Source organism: Bradyrhizobium sp. KB893862 SZCCT0404 (assembly GCF_018130885.1).
Lineage (GTDB): Bacteria > Pseudomonadota > Alphaproteobacteria > Rhizobiales > Xanthobacteraceae > Bradyrhizobium > Bradyrhizobium stylosanthis.
This window is the reverse complement of record NZ_JAFCLT010000002.1, coordinates 247,841-261,282: the sequence shown is the minus strand read 5'-3', so window position 1 is coordinate 261,282 and position 13,442 is coordinate 247,841. Positions and strand designations below refer to the sequence as shown.

Genomic DNA, 13,442 nt, shown 5'->3' with positions numbered 1-13,442 from the left:
GACAATTTCCTCGCAGGGTTGGTGGGGGCGTCATCCGCAAGGCCATGCCTTATTCAGCCTCTCACCGTAGAGGAGAAGCAGCTGATGCAAGGGTGGTACTTCATCGTTATTCTGTCTGCCATCGGCGGTCAGGGAAAGACCCTGTTTTCCGAACTCGCGACGCTGGTCTTGCGCTCGCTCCGATGCAGAGTTCAGGTTTTTTCTGCGGACGTCCAGCAGCGGTTGGCCGCCAAGCTCGGCAGCGTCACCACGATCGACACTGACCTGCTGAACGCGCCCGACGATCCTCTTGCCCTGTTGCGGGCATTTTCGCCCCTGTCGCACGCCATCGAGCAGGCGGCGGAGAGCGGCTGCAGCATCGTGCTGGATACGGCGGCCACGTGGGATGTCCCGGTCGCGCGTTTCCTGCGCGACATGGGCCTGGACAAAGTCGTTGCCGACGGCGGCGGGCAGATGATCGTCGTGCTCGTGACGACCTCGAATCATGACGCCATGCGCGCACTGGCGAAGACCACCGAAGTGGTGACCGCGGCGCTGCCGCTCGCGCGGCCGGTGTGGGTGCTCAATGAACGGGTCGGCACCGTGCTCCCGACCGGTTTCGATCCCGACCTCCTCGGTCTGGAAGCGGGGCACTTCGCCAAGATGCGTGCGGGCGTGTCGGAGGTCGTGCTGCCGCGCATGGATGACCGTCTGTGGCAGCCCGTGGACCGTACGGGACTGAACCTCATCGATTTCGTGAACGCAGATCCGTCGGAACTCGCCGCGTTGTGGGTCGATGCGGCGGGCCGGCCGCTCGACCGGCTGTCGGCGGCGGTCGTTCAGCGGCGTATCGCAAGCTGGATCGCAAAGATGATGGAGGAGGCCTCGAGGGGCCTCGGGTTTCCCTAAGCCCGTTGGGCTCGTTCGCGACTTCGCACGAGCCGGACAGCTCGGCGATGAGGCGGCTCGCACGCTGATCCGGCGGCTCGCTCGATCGACCAACCACCTCACCTTGATCCGCGAGCTTCCATGGGAGTTTCAGTTGTTGACGCGGGGCGAACGCGAACAAGTGCTCAAACGTCGGGCCCACATCCTGCGGACCCGGATCGGCACATGCGAGCGCTTGCTGCGGCGGATCGGTCGCCGGATGGATACCGTCTGGAACAAAATCAAGTGAGTGGGGCCGGGAATGAGACATTGGCGAAGGATCCAGTGATTGGCCGTAATACGCCAAAGCCGAGCAGCGCTCCGTTTTCCGTGCGCTTGCCGAAGACCCTCAAGGATGCCGCCATCGCGCGAGCGGTCTCGATGGAGATCGATCTTGGTCAGTACATCAGGGACCTGATCGACGCGGATCTCACGGGAACGCGTCCGCGCAGGAGGCGTGCAAAATACGACGGAATAAGACAAAAGCTCGCCGAAATCCACGCGACCGTCATCGGCTGCTCGAACGAGCTCACGCAGTGCCGCGCCCGGGGCACGGGCACCGAACACCATGACCGGTTAGTCGCCGTGCTGCAGGATGCAACGGTGGCCTTGCTGCTGCTCGCACGCTCGATCGGGCCGCGCTGATGATCGCGCGCGCCTTTTCATATCGTGGATCGCTGACGGATGCCCGTCGTCTCGATGCGCACCTCTGGAAGGAAAAGGATCAGCGTCCAGTACTGGTCGAGACGCGCAATCTTTGCGTCCGTCAGACCGTCGAAGGGATGCAAGTCATGGCGGCCCTGACGGCGGCGTCCCATGCCGAGATCGCGTTCTGGCATCTCTATGTTTCGCCCCGGAAGACTCTGACGGCGGCTGAAGCGGCGAAGGTGGTCGACCTTGTCGTTACCGAATTGGCGGCGCACGATCACCCGATGATGGTGTTCGCACATCACGACAAGCCGCGTGCCGGCGGGGGAGCAAATCATCTGCACCTGGTCATCGGTCACGTTTCGCCGCGAACTTTCCGCGCACTCGATATGCGTCATCATGCGCCGAGGCTTCACAAGGTCATGGCGCTCGCGGCCTATCTGATCGAGGGCGAGGCTGTCCCGAGCCGTTGGCAAAAGTCGATCGTCGAGGCATTGCGCGCCGACGGCCATGGTCATGTGGCCGACTGGCTGATCGACGAGCTCGGGGTCGTTCCGGTCATCAAGGCGCCGCGCATGACCGATTCCATGCGCCGCGCGGCTCAGGCGGCCGACTTCCCGCTGGCGGGGTTTCAGCCGGGGCTCGAGCGTCTATGGAAGAGCCCGGCGACAGAAGCGGAAATCGCCGCGTTCTTGGAGCGGAACGGCGTCGCGGTCGGACGCGGAAATACGGCGAACGTCATCGCATTCCGCTATGAAAACCTATTCGTCGGATCGCTGCATCGCATTCTCAGGCAAGACGCCTCGACCGTCCATCAAGAGGCGCAGCGGCGGATCCCCGGCCTGCTCGATTCCGGCGAAAGCGTCGCACCCGATGCTGCTCCATCATGCGCTCCGCGAGAGCTTCTGAGACCGTCGGATGCCGAACGGCAAGCCCGCCTCGATCTGCAGAAGAGGATCGATGCGGTCGAGGGGCAGTTGGCCGGTCTGAAGACGAAACGGCTATCTTTGATTTACCGACCAGGCCACGCAGGTTCGCGCGATCGGAAGTCTCAGGAAGCGGTGGCTGCCCGCATCCACCGTCTTGCTCGGGCCGAGTCCATTTTGGATGAAGCGATTTCGCTGTTGTGGCGGGATGCGGGCTGGATGGCCAGATCGGACCTCGAACTGATGCAGGCCGCCGAGCAGATCGTCACCTCGGCGGAACAGGACATCTCGCTTGGCCACTCGGACGTTGAGATCACGCAAGACGAGAAAGTTGAGCAGGCGCCTGCCCCGGGTTTGGGACCTTAGAGCGAAGCTTCGTCTCGCCATCGAGCCTTGAGAGCGTTGTCGAAGCGCAGAGTTAAGCGCGCGATGTTCGATAACGTTGCGCTGAGGCGCGTGCCGGCCGGCCAAAACTTGGCGATCGAGCGGCGATCGTTCAATGGCGGCTTGAATGGCCGTCGCGCTGGCGCAACACGATCTCGACGAGGCGGCGGAGCCGTCGCACCGACCCGCCACGCCAATAATGCGCGATGGCAGTCGTTTCGGTCAAGTTTAGGCCATCGATCCAGCGTTGGTCCATCCCTTGGTCGCGCAGGATGTCGGTGACTACCGTTGGGAGCAGGGCTTGGAGATCCTTCTCTGCCGGCTTGGGGAAGGCGATCTGGCGGAAGCGATCGAGCAAAGGCGAAGGTAGATTGTCGATGTAGTTCGCCGTCGCAACATAACAAACGTGTCGCAAGTCCACGGTGGTCTGCAGCGCCGGATCCGGATACTGCCGCGCCGAATCGATCTCAAGGAACCCAAGAAGGCAGTCAAACAGGCGGCCGTGGTCTCTGCTGATCGCGGCCTTGTCGAGCTCGTCGAGCAGGATCAGCACATTGGCGTGTCCGGCGCGGGCGATTGCCAAAAGCGGATGGCATGCCTGGGCGGTCGCCCATCTACGATCGGTTCCGGAGAAGGCTGCGCCATCGGCGCCGGTGGAATCGGTCCGCCACATTCCGATGCCGAGAAGCTGCTGCAGTCGTTGCGCGAACCGTGTCTTGCCGCTCCCGGCGGGCCCACCATCAGCAGCGGGCGGAAGGCTACGGTGGGACGGCCGACCAGGTCGGACAACACGAAATCGATGACATTGGCGGCGTAGCCGAATTCTAACATCAATTGACGGCGCACCTCGGCAAGCGGCGGGGTCTTGATCAGCGGCAAGGGCACATCGATTAGGCTTTTCAGCGGAGTGATCATCTCCTTGAATTTCTGGCCAGCCATCGTGACCGGATCCGTTCGCACCACGACGACATGACCATCGGGAACGACCGTAATCGGTCCTGCCGTTTTGACATTGCCCTGCGCAGCCTCCCCCGCGTCGGCTTTGCGCAAGCGCTCCCGCGAGCGGGCGAACGCCTTCTCCTCGGCCTCATCGATCCTGCGCCGGGCCATGCGCGCGCCGAGCATCGCCGCTGCCCGGATTGCCGGCGTCTGAAAGGCGCCGACAACCTCGTGCGCGCAGACGGGCAGCGCTGTCCAGCCATATACCACGGCCTCGACCTCGGCGGCGAGCGCGAGGGGGATGGACTGCGGAAGCTTGCGAAGAGCGGCAGCGAGTGAGCCTGCGACACGGCGATGCTCCTCGCCGAGTTCTCTGTCTCGAGGCAGCGCGAGCGAGATCAGCCGCACGCAATCGGCAAGGCTTCGGTACTCCGACTTGTCGTTGCAGACCGCCCGGTAGTCGAGCTCGACGGCAAGCGCGCATCCGCGCACGGCATCGGGCGTGTCAATCCAGGTCGCGGTCAGTGCGATGCCCGGGCATACCGTCTCGATCTCGGCGGCGAGGCGTTGGTAAACGGAATGGTCGGCGCGCGAGGCCAAGATCGCATAGCGCAGCACGCGCGGTAGGCTGGCGGCCGCTTGCTCGCCGGATGCGGAATCTTCGGCCGCGCCTTCGAGGAGATCCTCGTCGAAGTCGTTCAATGACGGGTCATCCAGGTCATCGATCATGAGGTTGCACGGCTTGCGTCAGGCCGAAATACGCGGCGACGGCCGGTCCTATCGTGAAAAATTGCTGATCGTCTTCGCCATCGCGGACGAACGAAAGGCTCCGCCGAACGCGATCGGCAAAGATGCACGCCGCAGGAAACCTCCTGCGGCGTCAAGTCGCAAACGAGCCTAGAGCTGCATCACCGGGCGCTGCGTCGGATCGACCGGCCGCCACTTCGAGCTATCGACATGCGCCCCGCACACCGCTTTGGCGGCGGTCGCCATCGAGGGGAAGGCGATGTCCACCGTGACGCGCATGCGATCGACGGCTCCCGGGATCGGCGTCAGAACGCCGGCCTCGAACAGGGCCGCGCGACGAGCCCGGGTTACCGGGCTCGCGCTCGGGTTCGTGGCGATGCGGAAATCCGAGCCCGCCGCCACGACGAAACGGTCGTTGGCGAGATAGCCGCGCGCCCAGATGGTCTCATCATAGCGCAACTCGAATTCCGCGCCGCCCGGCGGCAAGTGCACGTCGATCTCCATCGGACCACTCTCGGCGTCGTCGGCGGTCTCCGGCGACAACGCCGGCGCATCCACCTGCGGCATGCCGCCCGGCATCGGTTCGAAGGCGGTCACGCCGGCATCGAACAACAAGCGCTTCGCGTCTTCGAGCATGCGCTCGTGCAGCGGCATCTCCAGCGGGTCGATCTCGGGCATCCGCGGCGGGCAGCCGGCGACCACCTTCATGACGCCGCAGCGATCGGCCGCATGGGTCAGCCAGAACTGCAGGTAGCACGCGGTCTCCTTCGTGAAGCGAACCTCTTTCGAGGTTCCGCGCAGCACGATCATCAGGCGGGCCCACGCCTTCTGCGGATCTGCGAGATGTTCGCCGAGCCGCCGGCTGAAGCAGTTCGTCTCGCCGAGATAGATCGGAGCGCTGCCGTCCGCGGCATCGCCGATCATGACGTAGAACGCCGGGCAGGTGAACTCGCTCGCCACGAGCCGGGGTCCAAGGCTCATCGGGAACACCAACGCCTTGACGTGGGCGGCGCGGTCAATGATCTCGCGAACGTCGGCAACGCCACCATAGGGCCGGTGTACATGGCTCGTGGTGCGCGTGCTGATGAGCGGCTTGTCCTTGAAGTACGACATGTTGAAGATCTCCTGTTCGATCGATGGTCCGTCGAGATTCGAGCGACGGGCCGTCCCGGCATCTGCGTGCCGAGAAGCCGTCTCGTTCGGAAAGCTCGATGGAGTGGGGCTAACGGATCGCGACCAACGACAGCGAACAGTCGCCGGCCGTGCGCTTCAGCCGGCCCGACGGACCCATGATCCGCGGGCGCGCGAGGCGGGACCGGATAGCCCTTTGAGTGTGAACAGGAAGATCGAAGGCGGGAAACGCCGACGAATCGGCAATATACTGGCGGATAGCCATTGGTAGACTCCTATCAAGTCTGCTGTGGTTAGGTCGCCGTTCGATCTGATCCATCGGCGGCGGCCGCCCTTGCGGTCATCGCTCAGGCGCGGACAAATGTAGAACGAATTATGGCTGTGCGCCAGCCTTAAGTGAAGATATCGTTAATTTTCCTCGATATTCCGTCGTGGCGATCGGCGTCTGAAGACTGCCAGCAAGCCCACGCTATTCCGACAACTTTCAGGCCAGTGCCGCGCGTGAACACGGCGCTATCGGTCAGCCTCTTGGGATGGCGGAGGCTGCACCGCGTCACGTCTTTACTGGGGCGATGAATTCGATCGTTCGCGTCGCCGACTCAATAGACAGCTGGTGCGGCGACCCAGATCGGTCGACCGCCTTGTCGCCGATGTAGCAAAAGCCAGTCTTTTCATTCGGGCGGTGGGGTATTGACGTTGTCCCCGCATCTCCCTCGAGTGCGCAGCGCTCGAACGAAATGACATGACTACCCAGCCATGGCTTTCAACTCTGCGGCCTGGATGCCCGCGACTGCACACGCTTCGTCATTGTCGGATGTGTCGCCGGAAACTCCGACAGCCCCCAGCAGCGTCGCGCCGTCCATGATCAGCACGCCGCCGGGGACCGGTACCAGCGCGCCCTTGGCGATCGTGTTCACGGCGTCGATGAAATAGGCCTGCTCCTGCGCCCGCTGGAACAGCGCGCGCGAGCCCATGCCCATGGCCAGCGCGCCGTAAGCTTTGCCGTGCGCGATCTCAGCACGCATCAGGCTGGTGCCGTCCTGGGCGGCGGCGATCTTGAGCACGCCGCGCGCGTCCAGGATGGTGACGACCAGCGGCTTCAGCTTCAGCTCGGTGGATTTTGCGAAGGCGGCGTCGAGGATTTTTCGAGCGGTGTCGAGGGTGAGGTCAGCCATGGCTTGTTTCCTTTGCAGCGGTTGAAGTGGAATTGGTGTCGGCGCGATCGAGGCTCATCGCCAGCACGCGCGCGACGTGGAGCGCCTCGCGCTGGGCGCCATCATGGATCTGGTGCCGGCAGGACGTGCCGTCGGCAACGACCAGCGTGTTCGGGTCCGCGCGCCGCACGGCAGGCAGTAGCGACAGCTCGGCCATCTCGATCGAGGCATCGTACGTGTCCGCGCCATAGCCGAAGGCGCCGGCCATGCCGCAGCAGCTCGACTCGATGGTCTCGACCTTCAGGCCGGGGACGAGGCGCAGCACCTGCTCGACCGGCTTGAAGGCGCCGAAGGATTTCTGGTGGCAGTGGCCGTGGACGACGGCCTTCTCGGCGACGATGCCGAGCGGCAATTGCAGTCGTCCGGCCTCCGCCTCGCGCACCAGAAATTCCTCGAAGGTGAGGGCGTGGGCGCCCACCGCCTTGGCGTCGTTGTCCTTGCGCAGCGAGGCGAGCTCGTCGCGCAGCGTCAGGAGGCAGCTCGGCTCGAGGCCGACGATCGGCACGCCGCGCGCCGCAAAGGGCGCGAAGGCGGCCACGAGACGGTCGAGCTCGGTCCTGGCCTCGTCGACGAGACCGGCCGAGAGGAACGTGCGGCCGCAGCACAGCGGCCGGCTGCCGCTCACAGGCTTCGGCAGATGCACGCGATAACCGCCGGCCGCGAGCACGCGGAGCGCGGCCTCGAGGTTCTCGCGCTCATAGATGCGATTGAACGTGTCGGCGAACAGCACGACCTCGCGGCCGGCCTCGGGTCCGACTGCTTCTGCTGGTGGTACGAACACGTCGCTACGGAAGGCGGGGAGCTCCCGTCGCGCGCTGATGCCGGCAAAGCGCTCCAATAGCTTTCGCAGCAGCGGGCTGCGGTTGCGCAAATTCGCCAGCGGCGCGAGGCGCGACGCAAGGCCGGCATAGCGCGGAAGATAGCCGACGAGGCGGTCGCGCAGCGTCAGACCGTGGCTCGCGGCGCGCGCCGCGAGCACCTCGATCTTCATCTTGGCCATGTCGACGCCGGTCGGGCATTCGTGGCGGCAGGCCTTGCAGGAGACGCAGAGCTTGAGAGTCTCCATCATCTCGTCGGAGGCGAGCGCATCGGGACCAAGCTGACCGGAAATCGCGAGGCGCAAGGTGTTGGCGCGGCCCCGCGTGACGTCCTTCTCGTCGCGCGTCGCGCGATAGGACGGGCACATCACGCCGCCCTCGAGCTTGCGGCAGGCGCCGTTGTTGTTGCACATCTCGACCGCGCCCTGGAATCCGCCGCCGGCGCCGGGATAGGCCGACCAGTCGAGCTTCGTCTTCAGCTCGCCGACGCGATAGTCCGGCTTGAAGCGGAACAGCGAGCGATCGTCCATTTTGGGTGCATCGACGATCTTGCCGGGATTGAGCACGCCGTCGGGATCGAAGCGGTGCTTCACCTCCCGGAAGTCGGCGACGAGACGTTCGCCGAACATGGTCTCGTGGAATTCGGAGCGCACCAGGCCGTCGCCGTGCTCGCCGGAATGCGAGCCCTTGTACTCGCGCACCAGCGCGAAGGTCTCTTCGGCGATGGCGCGCATCGCCTTGACGTCCTTCTCCAGCTTTAAATTCAGCACCGGGCGGACATGCAGGCAGCCCTCGGAGGCGTGCGCGTACATCGTGCCGCTGGTGCCGTGCTTCGCGAACACCTCGCCCAGCCGCTGGGTGTAGTCGGCAAGGTGGGGCAGCGGCACGGCGCAGTCCTCGACGAAGGAGACCGGCTTGCCCTCCTGCTTCATCGACATCATGACGTTGAGGCCGGCGGCGCGAAAATCGGCGATGCCGCTCTGGAGCGCGGGCTCGGTGATCTCCACCACGCCGCCCCATTTGCGCGTCTCGTTGTTCCAGCCGAAGCCGAGATCGCCCATCAACTCGCCGAGCTGCTTCAGGCGTACGAGATTGTCCGCCTGGTCCTCTTCGGCAAATTCGACCACAAGCACGGCGTCCGGGTCGCCCTTGATCGCCGCATTGATGATCGGCTTGAACATCGCGATGTCGCGGCCGAGCGCGATCATGGTGCGGTCGACCAGCTCGACCGCGATCGGCTTCAGCTTGACCAGATGCTGGGCCGCATCCATCGCCTCGTAGAAGCTGCCGAAATGGCAGACGCCGAGCGCCTTGTTGCGGATCACGGGCCAGAGCTTCAGCTCGACCTTGGTGGTGAAGGCGAGGGTGCCTTCCGAGCCGACCAGCAGATGCGCCATGTTGTTCGGCGCATTGCGCGGCACCAGGGCATCGAGATTGTAGCCGCCGACGCGGCGCTGCACTTTCGGGAAGCGTGCGGCGATCTCGTCGGCCTCGCGCGTGCCGAGATCGAGCATGTCGCGGAACAGGGCGCGGGTGCTGTCGGGCGCATCGACGTCGGAGAGATCGCGCGATACCTCGCCGAAACGGCTCAGCGTGCCGTCGGCGAGCGATGCCTCCATCGACAGCGTATTGTCGCGCATGGTGCCGTAGCGGAGCGAGCGGCCGCCGCAGGAATTGTTGCCGGCCATGCCGCCGATGGTGGCGCGGGAAGCCGTGGAGACGTCGACCGGAAACCACAGGCCGTGCTTTTTAAGCTGCCGGTTGAGGTCGTCGAGCACGATGCCGGGTTCGACCACGCAGGTCCGGCCCTCGACGTCGAGCGACAGGATGCGGTTAAGGTGTTTCGAGAGGTCGACCACGAGGCCGTCATTGACCGTCTGGCCGCATTGCGAGGTGCCGCCGCCGCGCGGGGTGACCTTCACGCCCTCGTCGCGGGCGATCGCCAGGGCCCGCAGCGCTTCGTTCATGGTCTTGGGAACGACCACGCCCGAGGGCACGATCTGGTAGAACGAGGCGTCGGTGGCGTAGCGGCCGCGGCTGAAACCGTCGAACAGGACGTCGCCGGTCATTTCCGCGCGCAGGCGCCGTTCGAGCGAGGAGGCGTTTGTCATCCCTGATCCCGGACTGCCCCAGCGAGGGTTGGCCTTGCTGAGTTATTCATTCTGGTTCCCGACCGATTATATTATGAATGCAAAATGAGCAAGCCGGCCACCCTCAGGGTGAGGCCGTGGTGTCCTCTTGGGGCTCGGTCAGGTGCTCGATCGCGGCCGTCCGCTTGTTGCGCAGGTGCTGGAACAGGATGTCGCTGAGCTCGCTGGCGGCGCGGCGGCGCAGGGCATCGAGGATGGCCTCGTGCTCGCGCATCGCCTCCGCCCAGCGCTGCCGCTTGCGGGCAAAATTGGCGGAGTAGCGGACCCGGCGGATTCTCCCTGCGAAGTTGGTGTAGGCGGTCTTCAGTGTCTCGTTCCGCGCGGCCGCGACGATGCTCTCGTGAATGCGCTGGTTGGTCTGGAAATAGCCGTGCATGTCGCGATGCAAATAGTGGCCGTACATCTCGTAATGCAGCTGCTCGATCGCGGTGATTTCCGCATCCGTTATGGCTTCGCAGGCCAGGCGCCCGGCGAGGCTCTCCAGTCCCGCCATGACGTCGAACAGCTCTTCGAGGTCGCGCTGGCTGAGCTGGCGCACCCGTGCGCCGCGGTTGGGTAATAGGTCGATCAGCCCCTCGGCGGCGAGCACCTTGAGGGCTTCACGCAGCGGCGTGCGGGAGATGCCGAGCATCTCGCAGAGCTGCCGCTCGGGAACACGTGCTCCCTCGGGAATGTTGCCCTCGACCACGTAGTCGCGCAGCCGCAGCAGGATCTCGCCGTGGAGCGAGGTCTCGTGACGGTTTTCCTGGCGGTCGCCGCCATTTGCGGCCGGCGGGGCGATCGGAACCCCAGTATCGGGAATCGTGGATTTCATTTGCAGCACAATAGTTTGCCCGTTGGGTCGCGTCGATGTTCACAATCGAATACCAAATTTTGATTGAAAGGACAAAAAATGAATGCAAAATGATCTCCAGAGCCGGTCAAGATCCGCCGACAGGGAGGTTTTCATGCATCAAGGACGCCATTTCCTTCAGATTCCGGGCCCGAGCCCGGTCCCCGAGCGCGTCCTGCGCGCCATGGACATGCCGGTCATCGACCATCGGAGCGCCGAGTTCGGCGAGCTCGGCCGCATTGTGCTCGAAGGCAGCCAGAAGATTTTCCAGACCAAGGGCCCGGTCATCATCTTCCCGTCGTCGGGGACCGGGGCCTGGGAGGCTGCGATCGTCAACACGCTGTCGCCGGGCGACCGTGTGCTGATGGTCGAGACCGGCCATTTCGCAACGCTGTGGCGGCAGATGGCGGCCCGCTTCGGCATCGAGGTCGACTTCGTCCCCGGCGACTGGCGCCGCGGCGCCGATCCTGCCGTGATCGAAGCAAAGCTCGCCGAGGACAAGGCGCGCGCGATCAAGGCCGTGATGGTCGTGCACAACGAGACCTCGACGGGGGCGACCAGCCGTATCGCCGAGATCCGCGCCGCGATCGACCGCACGGGACATCCGGCGCTGCTGATGGTGGACACCATCTCCTCGCTCGGGTCGGTCGACTACCGCCACGACGAGTGGAAGGTCGACGTCAGCGTGAGCTGCTCGCAGAAGGGCTTCATGCTGCCGCCCGGCCTCGGCTTCAATGCGATCTCCGAGAAGGCGCTGGCCGCGTCCAAGACCAACAAGATGCCGCGCTCCTATTTCGACTGGGAGGAGATGCTCAAGCCCAATGCCAAGGGCTTCTTCCCGTACACGCCGGCGACCAACCTGCTCTACGGCCTACGCGAGGCGATCGCGATGCTGCTCGAGGATGGGCTCGCCAACGTCTTCGCAAGGCATCAGCGGCTTGCCGCCGCGACGCGCGCGGCCGTCAATCATTGGGGGCTCGAAGTGCTCTGCCAGGAGCCTTCGGAATTCTCGCCGGTGCTGACCGCGGTGCTGATGCCGCCCGGCCATGATGCTGATCAGTTCCGCAAGGTCGTGCTCGAGAACTACAACATGTCGCTCGGCTCGGGCCTGTCGAAGGTCACCGGAAAAGTCTTCCGCATCGGCCATCTCGGCGAATGCAATGCGCTGACGCTGCTCGGCGCGCTCACCGGCGTCGAGATGGGTCTGTCGGTCGCCGGCGTGCCGCATCGCTCAGGCGGCGTCGATGTCGCGATGAAGCTGCTGGAGCAACGCCCGCAGGGCAATGCATCGCCGCATCTGAAAGTCGTCGGCACGTAAGCCGCGCGGGACACGCGGCCGGAAATCATAAAAGGCGTTCAGGGAGGGTGGAGATGGGAGTGAGGTTCAAGGCGACACATGTCGTGCTGGCGATGCTCTGCGCGATGTATTTCATCACCTATGTCGACCGGGTGAACATCGGCACGGCCGCGAGCGAGATCCAGAAGGAGCTGGGTCTCTCCAACACCCAGCTCGGCCTCGTCTTCTCCGCCTTCGCCTATCCCTACCTTCTGTTTCAGGTGATCGGCGGCTGGGTCGGCGATCGCTTCGGGCCGCGCAAGACGCTGTTCTGGTGCGGCATGGTCTGGGCCGTCGCGACCATCTCGACCGGCTTCGTCAACGGCCTTGCCACGCTGTTCGTCGCCCGCTTCGCGCTTGGCTTCGGCGAGGGCGCGACGTTCCCGACCGCGACGCGCGCGATGCAGTACTGGACGCCGGCCAACCGCCGCGGCTTTGCGCAAGGCCTGACCCATTCCTTCGCCCGGCTCGGCAATGCCGTGACGCCGCCGGTGGTGGCGCTGCTGATCCTGTGGCTGACCTGGCGCGGTGCGTTCGTCGTGCTTGGCTTCGTCAGCCTCGTCTGGGGCGTCGTCTGGGTCTGGTACTTCCGCAACGAGCCGAAGGACCACGCCTCCATCACCGAGGCCGAGCTCGCAGCGTTGCCGCCGCGCCCGACCGGCGAGCGGCCGCGCGTGCCGTGGGGTCCGCTGCTCGGGCGGATGTGGCCGGTGACGCTGACCTACTTCTGCTACGGCTGGTGCCTGTGGCTGTACCTCAACTGGCTGCCGCTGTTCTTCAAGAACAACTACAATCTCGACATCAAGAACTCGGCGCTGTTCGCCTCCGGCGTGTTCTTCGCGGGCGTGGTCGGCGACAGCGTGGGCGGCGTGCTCTCGGACAAGATCCTCGATCGCACCGGCAATGTCCGCCTGGCGCGGCTGAGCGTCACCGTTGCGGGGTTTACGGGGGCGCTGCTCTCGCTGCTGCCGATCCTGTTCGTGCACGACATCACGATCGTCGCGCTGTGCCTGTCGGCGGGCTTCTTCTGTGCCGAACTCGTGATCGGCCCGATGTGGTCGATTCCGATGGACATCGCCCCGAAATACTCCGGGACCGCGTCGGGACTCATGAATACCGGCTCGGCCTTCGCCGCCATCGTCTCGCCGCTGGTCGCGGGCTTCGTGATCGACGCGACCGGCAACTGGTACCTCCCGTTCCTGATGTCGATGGGCCTGCTGCTGCTGGGCGGCTTTTCGGCCTTCCTGATGCACCCGGAACGCCCGTTCACGGAGGCCGAGGACGGAGGGGCGGTCGGAAAGATGGTGGCCGCGGAGTAGGGGCGTTCACGGTCATGGCCGGGACAAGCCCGGCCATGACGAAATGGGATGCTTCGGCGCCCCAAATCCGTGATGCCATACACCCCGGCCGC

Annotated in this window: 11 protein-coding genes; 5 read left to right on the top strand and 6 right to left on the bottom strand. The window is 64.9% G+C overall.

The genetic code is table 11. From position 1 onward, the window contains the following. Positions 1–84 precede the first annotated feature (84 nt). The 3 genes from JQ617_RS10015 to JQ617_RS10005 all read left to right on the top strand — a co-directional run bounded on the left by JQ617_RS10015 (position 85) and on the right by JQ617_RS10005 (position 2,846). The gene (locus tag JQ617_RS10015; RefSeq protein ID WP_212026187.1) at positions 85–888 is read left to right on the top strand and encodes a hypothetical protein; all 804 of its coding nucleotides are present in this window, start codon (positions 85–87) and stop codon (positions 886–888) included. Positions 889–1,092: 204 nt separating this feature from the next. After that, complete coding sequence (locus tag JQ617_RS10010) at positions 1,093–1,551, top strand: hypothetical protein (RefSeq protein ID WP_212026186.1); 459 nt, start codon at positions 1,093–1,095, stop codon at positions 1,549–1,551. Then, positions 1,551–2,846, top strand: coding sequence for a relaxase/mobilization nuclease domain-containing protein (locus JQ617_RS10005; RefSeq protein ID WP_212026185.1), 1,296 nt, complete (start codon positions 1,551–1,553; stop codon positions 2,844–2,846). The genes JQ617_RS10010 and JQ617_RS10005 overlap by 1 nt, the downstream gene beginning before the upstream one ends. Before the next feature lie 130 nt (positions 2,847–2,976). Here JQ617_RS10005 and JQ617_RS10000 read toward each other — a convergent pair whose 3' ends face one another. From JQ617_RS10000 to JQ617_RS09975, 6 genes are all read right to left on the bottom strand, one after another. Then, positions 2,977–3,543 (bottom strand): AAA family ATPase, encoded by a 567-nt coding sequence (locus tag JQ617_RS10000; RefSeq protein ID WP_349630610.1) that lies wholly within the window; start codon positions 3,541–3,543, stop codon positions 2,977–2,979. A 1,157-nt stretch (positions 3,544–4,700) separates the two neighbouring features. Then, positions 4,701–5,663 carry a DUF4357 domain-containing protein gene (locus tag JQ617_RS09995; RefSeq protein ID WP_212026184.1) on the bottom strand — a complete coding sequence of 321 codons (963 nt, stop codon included), beginning with the start codon at positions 5,661–5,663 and terminating at the stop codon, positions 4,701–4,703. A 109-nt stretch (positions 5,664–5,772) separates the two neighbouring features. Continuing rightward, the gene (locus JQ617_RS09990) at positions 5,773–5,946 is read right to left on the bottom strand and encodes a hypothetical protein (protein ID WP_212026183.1); all 174 of its coding nucleotides are present in this window, start codon (positions 5,944–5,946) and stop codon (positions 5,773–5,775) included. Between the two features lie 481 nt (positions 5,947–6,427). Further along, positions 6,428–6,856: a GlcG/HbpS family heme-binding protein gene (locus JQ617_RS09985; RefSeq protein ID WP_212026182.1), complete on the bottom strand. Its 429-nt coding sequence runs from the start codon at positions 6,854–6,856 to the stop codon at positions 6,428–6,430. Beyond that, positions 6,849–9,824, bottom strand: a complete 2,976-nt coding sequence (locus JQ617_RS09980) for an FAD-binding and (Fe-S)-binding domain-containing protein (protein WP_212026181.1) — start codon at positions 9,822–9,824, stop codon at positions 6,849–6,851. The genes JQ617_RS09985 and JQ617_RS09980 overlap by 8 nt, the downstream gene beginning before the upstream one ends. A 103-nt stretch (positions 9,825–9,927) precedes the next feature. Continuing rightward, positions 9,928–10,677 carry a GntR family transcriptional regulator gene (locus JQ617_RS09975; protein WP_212026180.1) on the bottom strand — a complete coding sequence of 250 codons (750 nt, stop codon included), beginning with the start codon at positions 10,675–10,677 and terminating at the stop codon, positions 9,928–9,930. Between the two features lie 133 nt (positions 10,678–10,810). Here JQ617_RS09975 and JQ617_RS09970 point away from each other — a divergent pair, with 133 nt between their 5' ends. Both JQ617_RS09970 and JQ617_RS09965 read left to right on the top strand, forming a co-directional pair. Then, positions 10,811–12,013 (top strand): pyridoxal-phosphate-dependent aminotransferase family protein, encoded by a 1,203-nt coding sequence (locus JQ617_RS09970; protein ID WP_502754873.1) that lies wholly within the window; start codon positions 10,811–10,813, stop codon positions 12,011–12,013. A gap of 53 nt (positions 12,014–12,066) precedes the next feature. Next, on the top strand, positions 12,067–13,350 hold the full coding sequence (locus JQ617_RS09965) for an MFS transporter (RefSeq protein ID WP_212026178.1): 1,284 nt from the start codon (positions 12,067–12,069) through the stop codon (positions 13,348–13,350). Positions 13,351–13,442 lie beyond the last annotated feature (92 nt).

What these genes read in the sequence shown, in the direction of transcription:
- JQ617_RS09980 (WP_212026181.1), bottom strand. Translation starts at nt 9,824, where the DNA reads ATGACAAACGCCTCCTCGCTCGAACGGCGCCTGCGCGCGGAAATGACC.
- JQ617_RS09985 (WP_212026182.1), bottom strand. Translation starts at nt 6,856, where the DNA reads ATGGCTGACCTCACCCTCGACACCGCTCGAAAAATCCTCGACGCCGCC.
- JQ617_RS10005 (WP_212026185.1), top strand. Translation starts at nt 1,551, where the DNA reads ATGATCGCGCGCGCCTTTTCATATCGTGGATCGCTGACGGATGCCCGT.
- JQ617_RS09965 (WP_212026178.1), top strand. Translation starts at nt 12,067, where the DNA reads ATGGGAGTGAGGTTCAAGGCGACACATGTCGTGCTGGCGATGCTCTGC.
- JQ617_RS10015 (WP_212026187.1), top strand. Translation starts at nt 85, where the DNA reads ATGCAAGGGTGGTACTTCATCGTTATTCTGTCTGCCATCGGCGGTCAG.
- JQ617_RS09995 (WP_212026184.1), bottom strand. Translation starts at nt 5,663, where the DNA reads ATGTCGTACTTCAAGGACAAGCCGCTCATCAGCACGCGCACCACGAGC.
- JQ617_RS09975 (WP_212026180.1), bottom strand. Translation starts at nt 10,677, where the DNA reads ATGAAATCCACGATTCCCGATACTGGGGTTCCGATCGCCCCGCCGGCC.
- JQ617_RS09990 (WP_212026183.1), bottom strand. Translation starts at nt 5,946, where the DNA reads ATGGCTATCCGCCAGTATATTGCCGATTCGTCGGCGTTTCCCGCCTTC.
- JQ617_RS09970 (WP_502754873.1), top strand. Translation starts at nt 10,811, where the DNA reads ATGCATCAAGGACGCCATTTCCTTCAGATTCCGGGCCCGAGCCCGGTC.
- JQ617_RS10010 (WP_212026186.1), top strand. Translation starts at nt 1,093, where the DNA reads ATGCGAGCGCTTGCTGCGGCGGATCGGTCGCCGGATGGATACCGTCTG.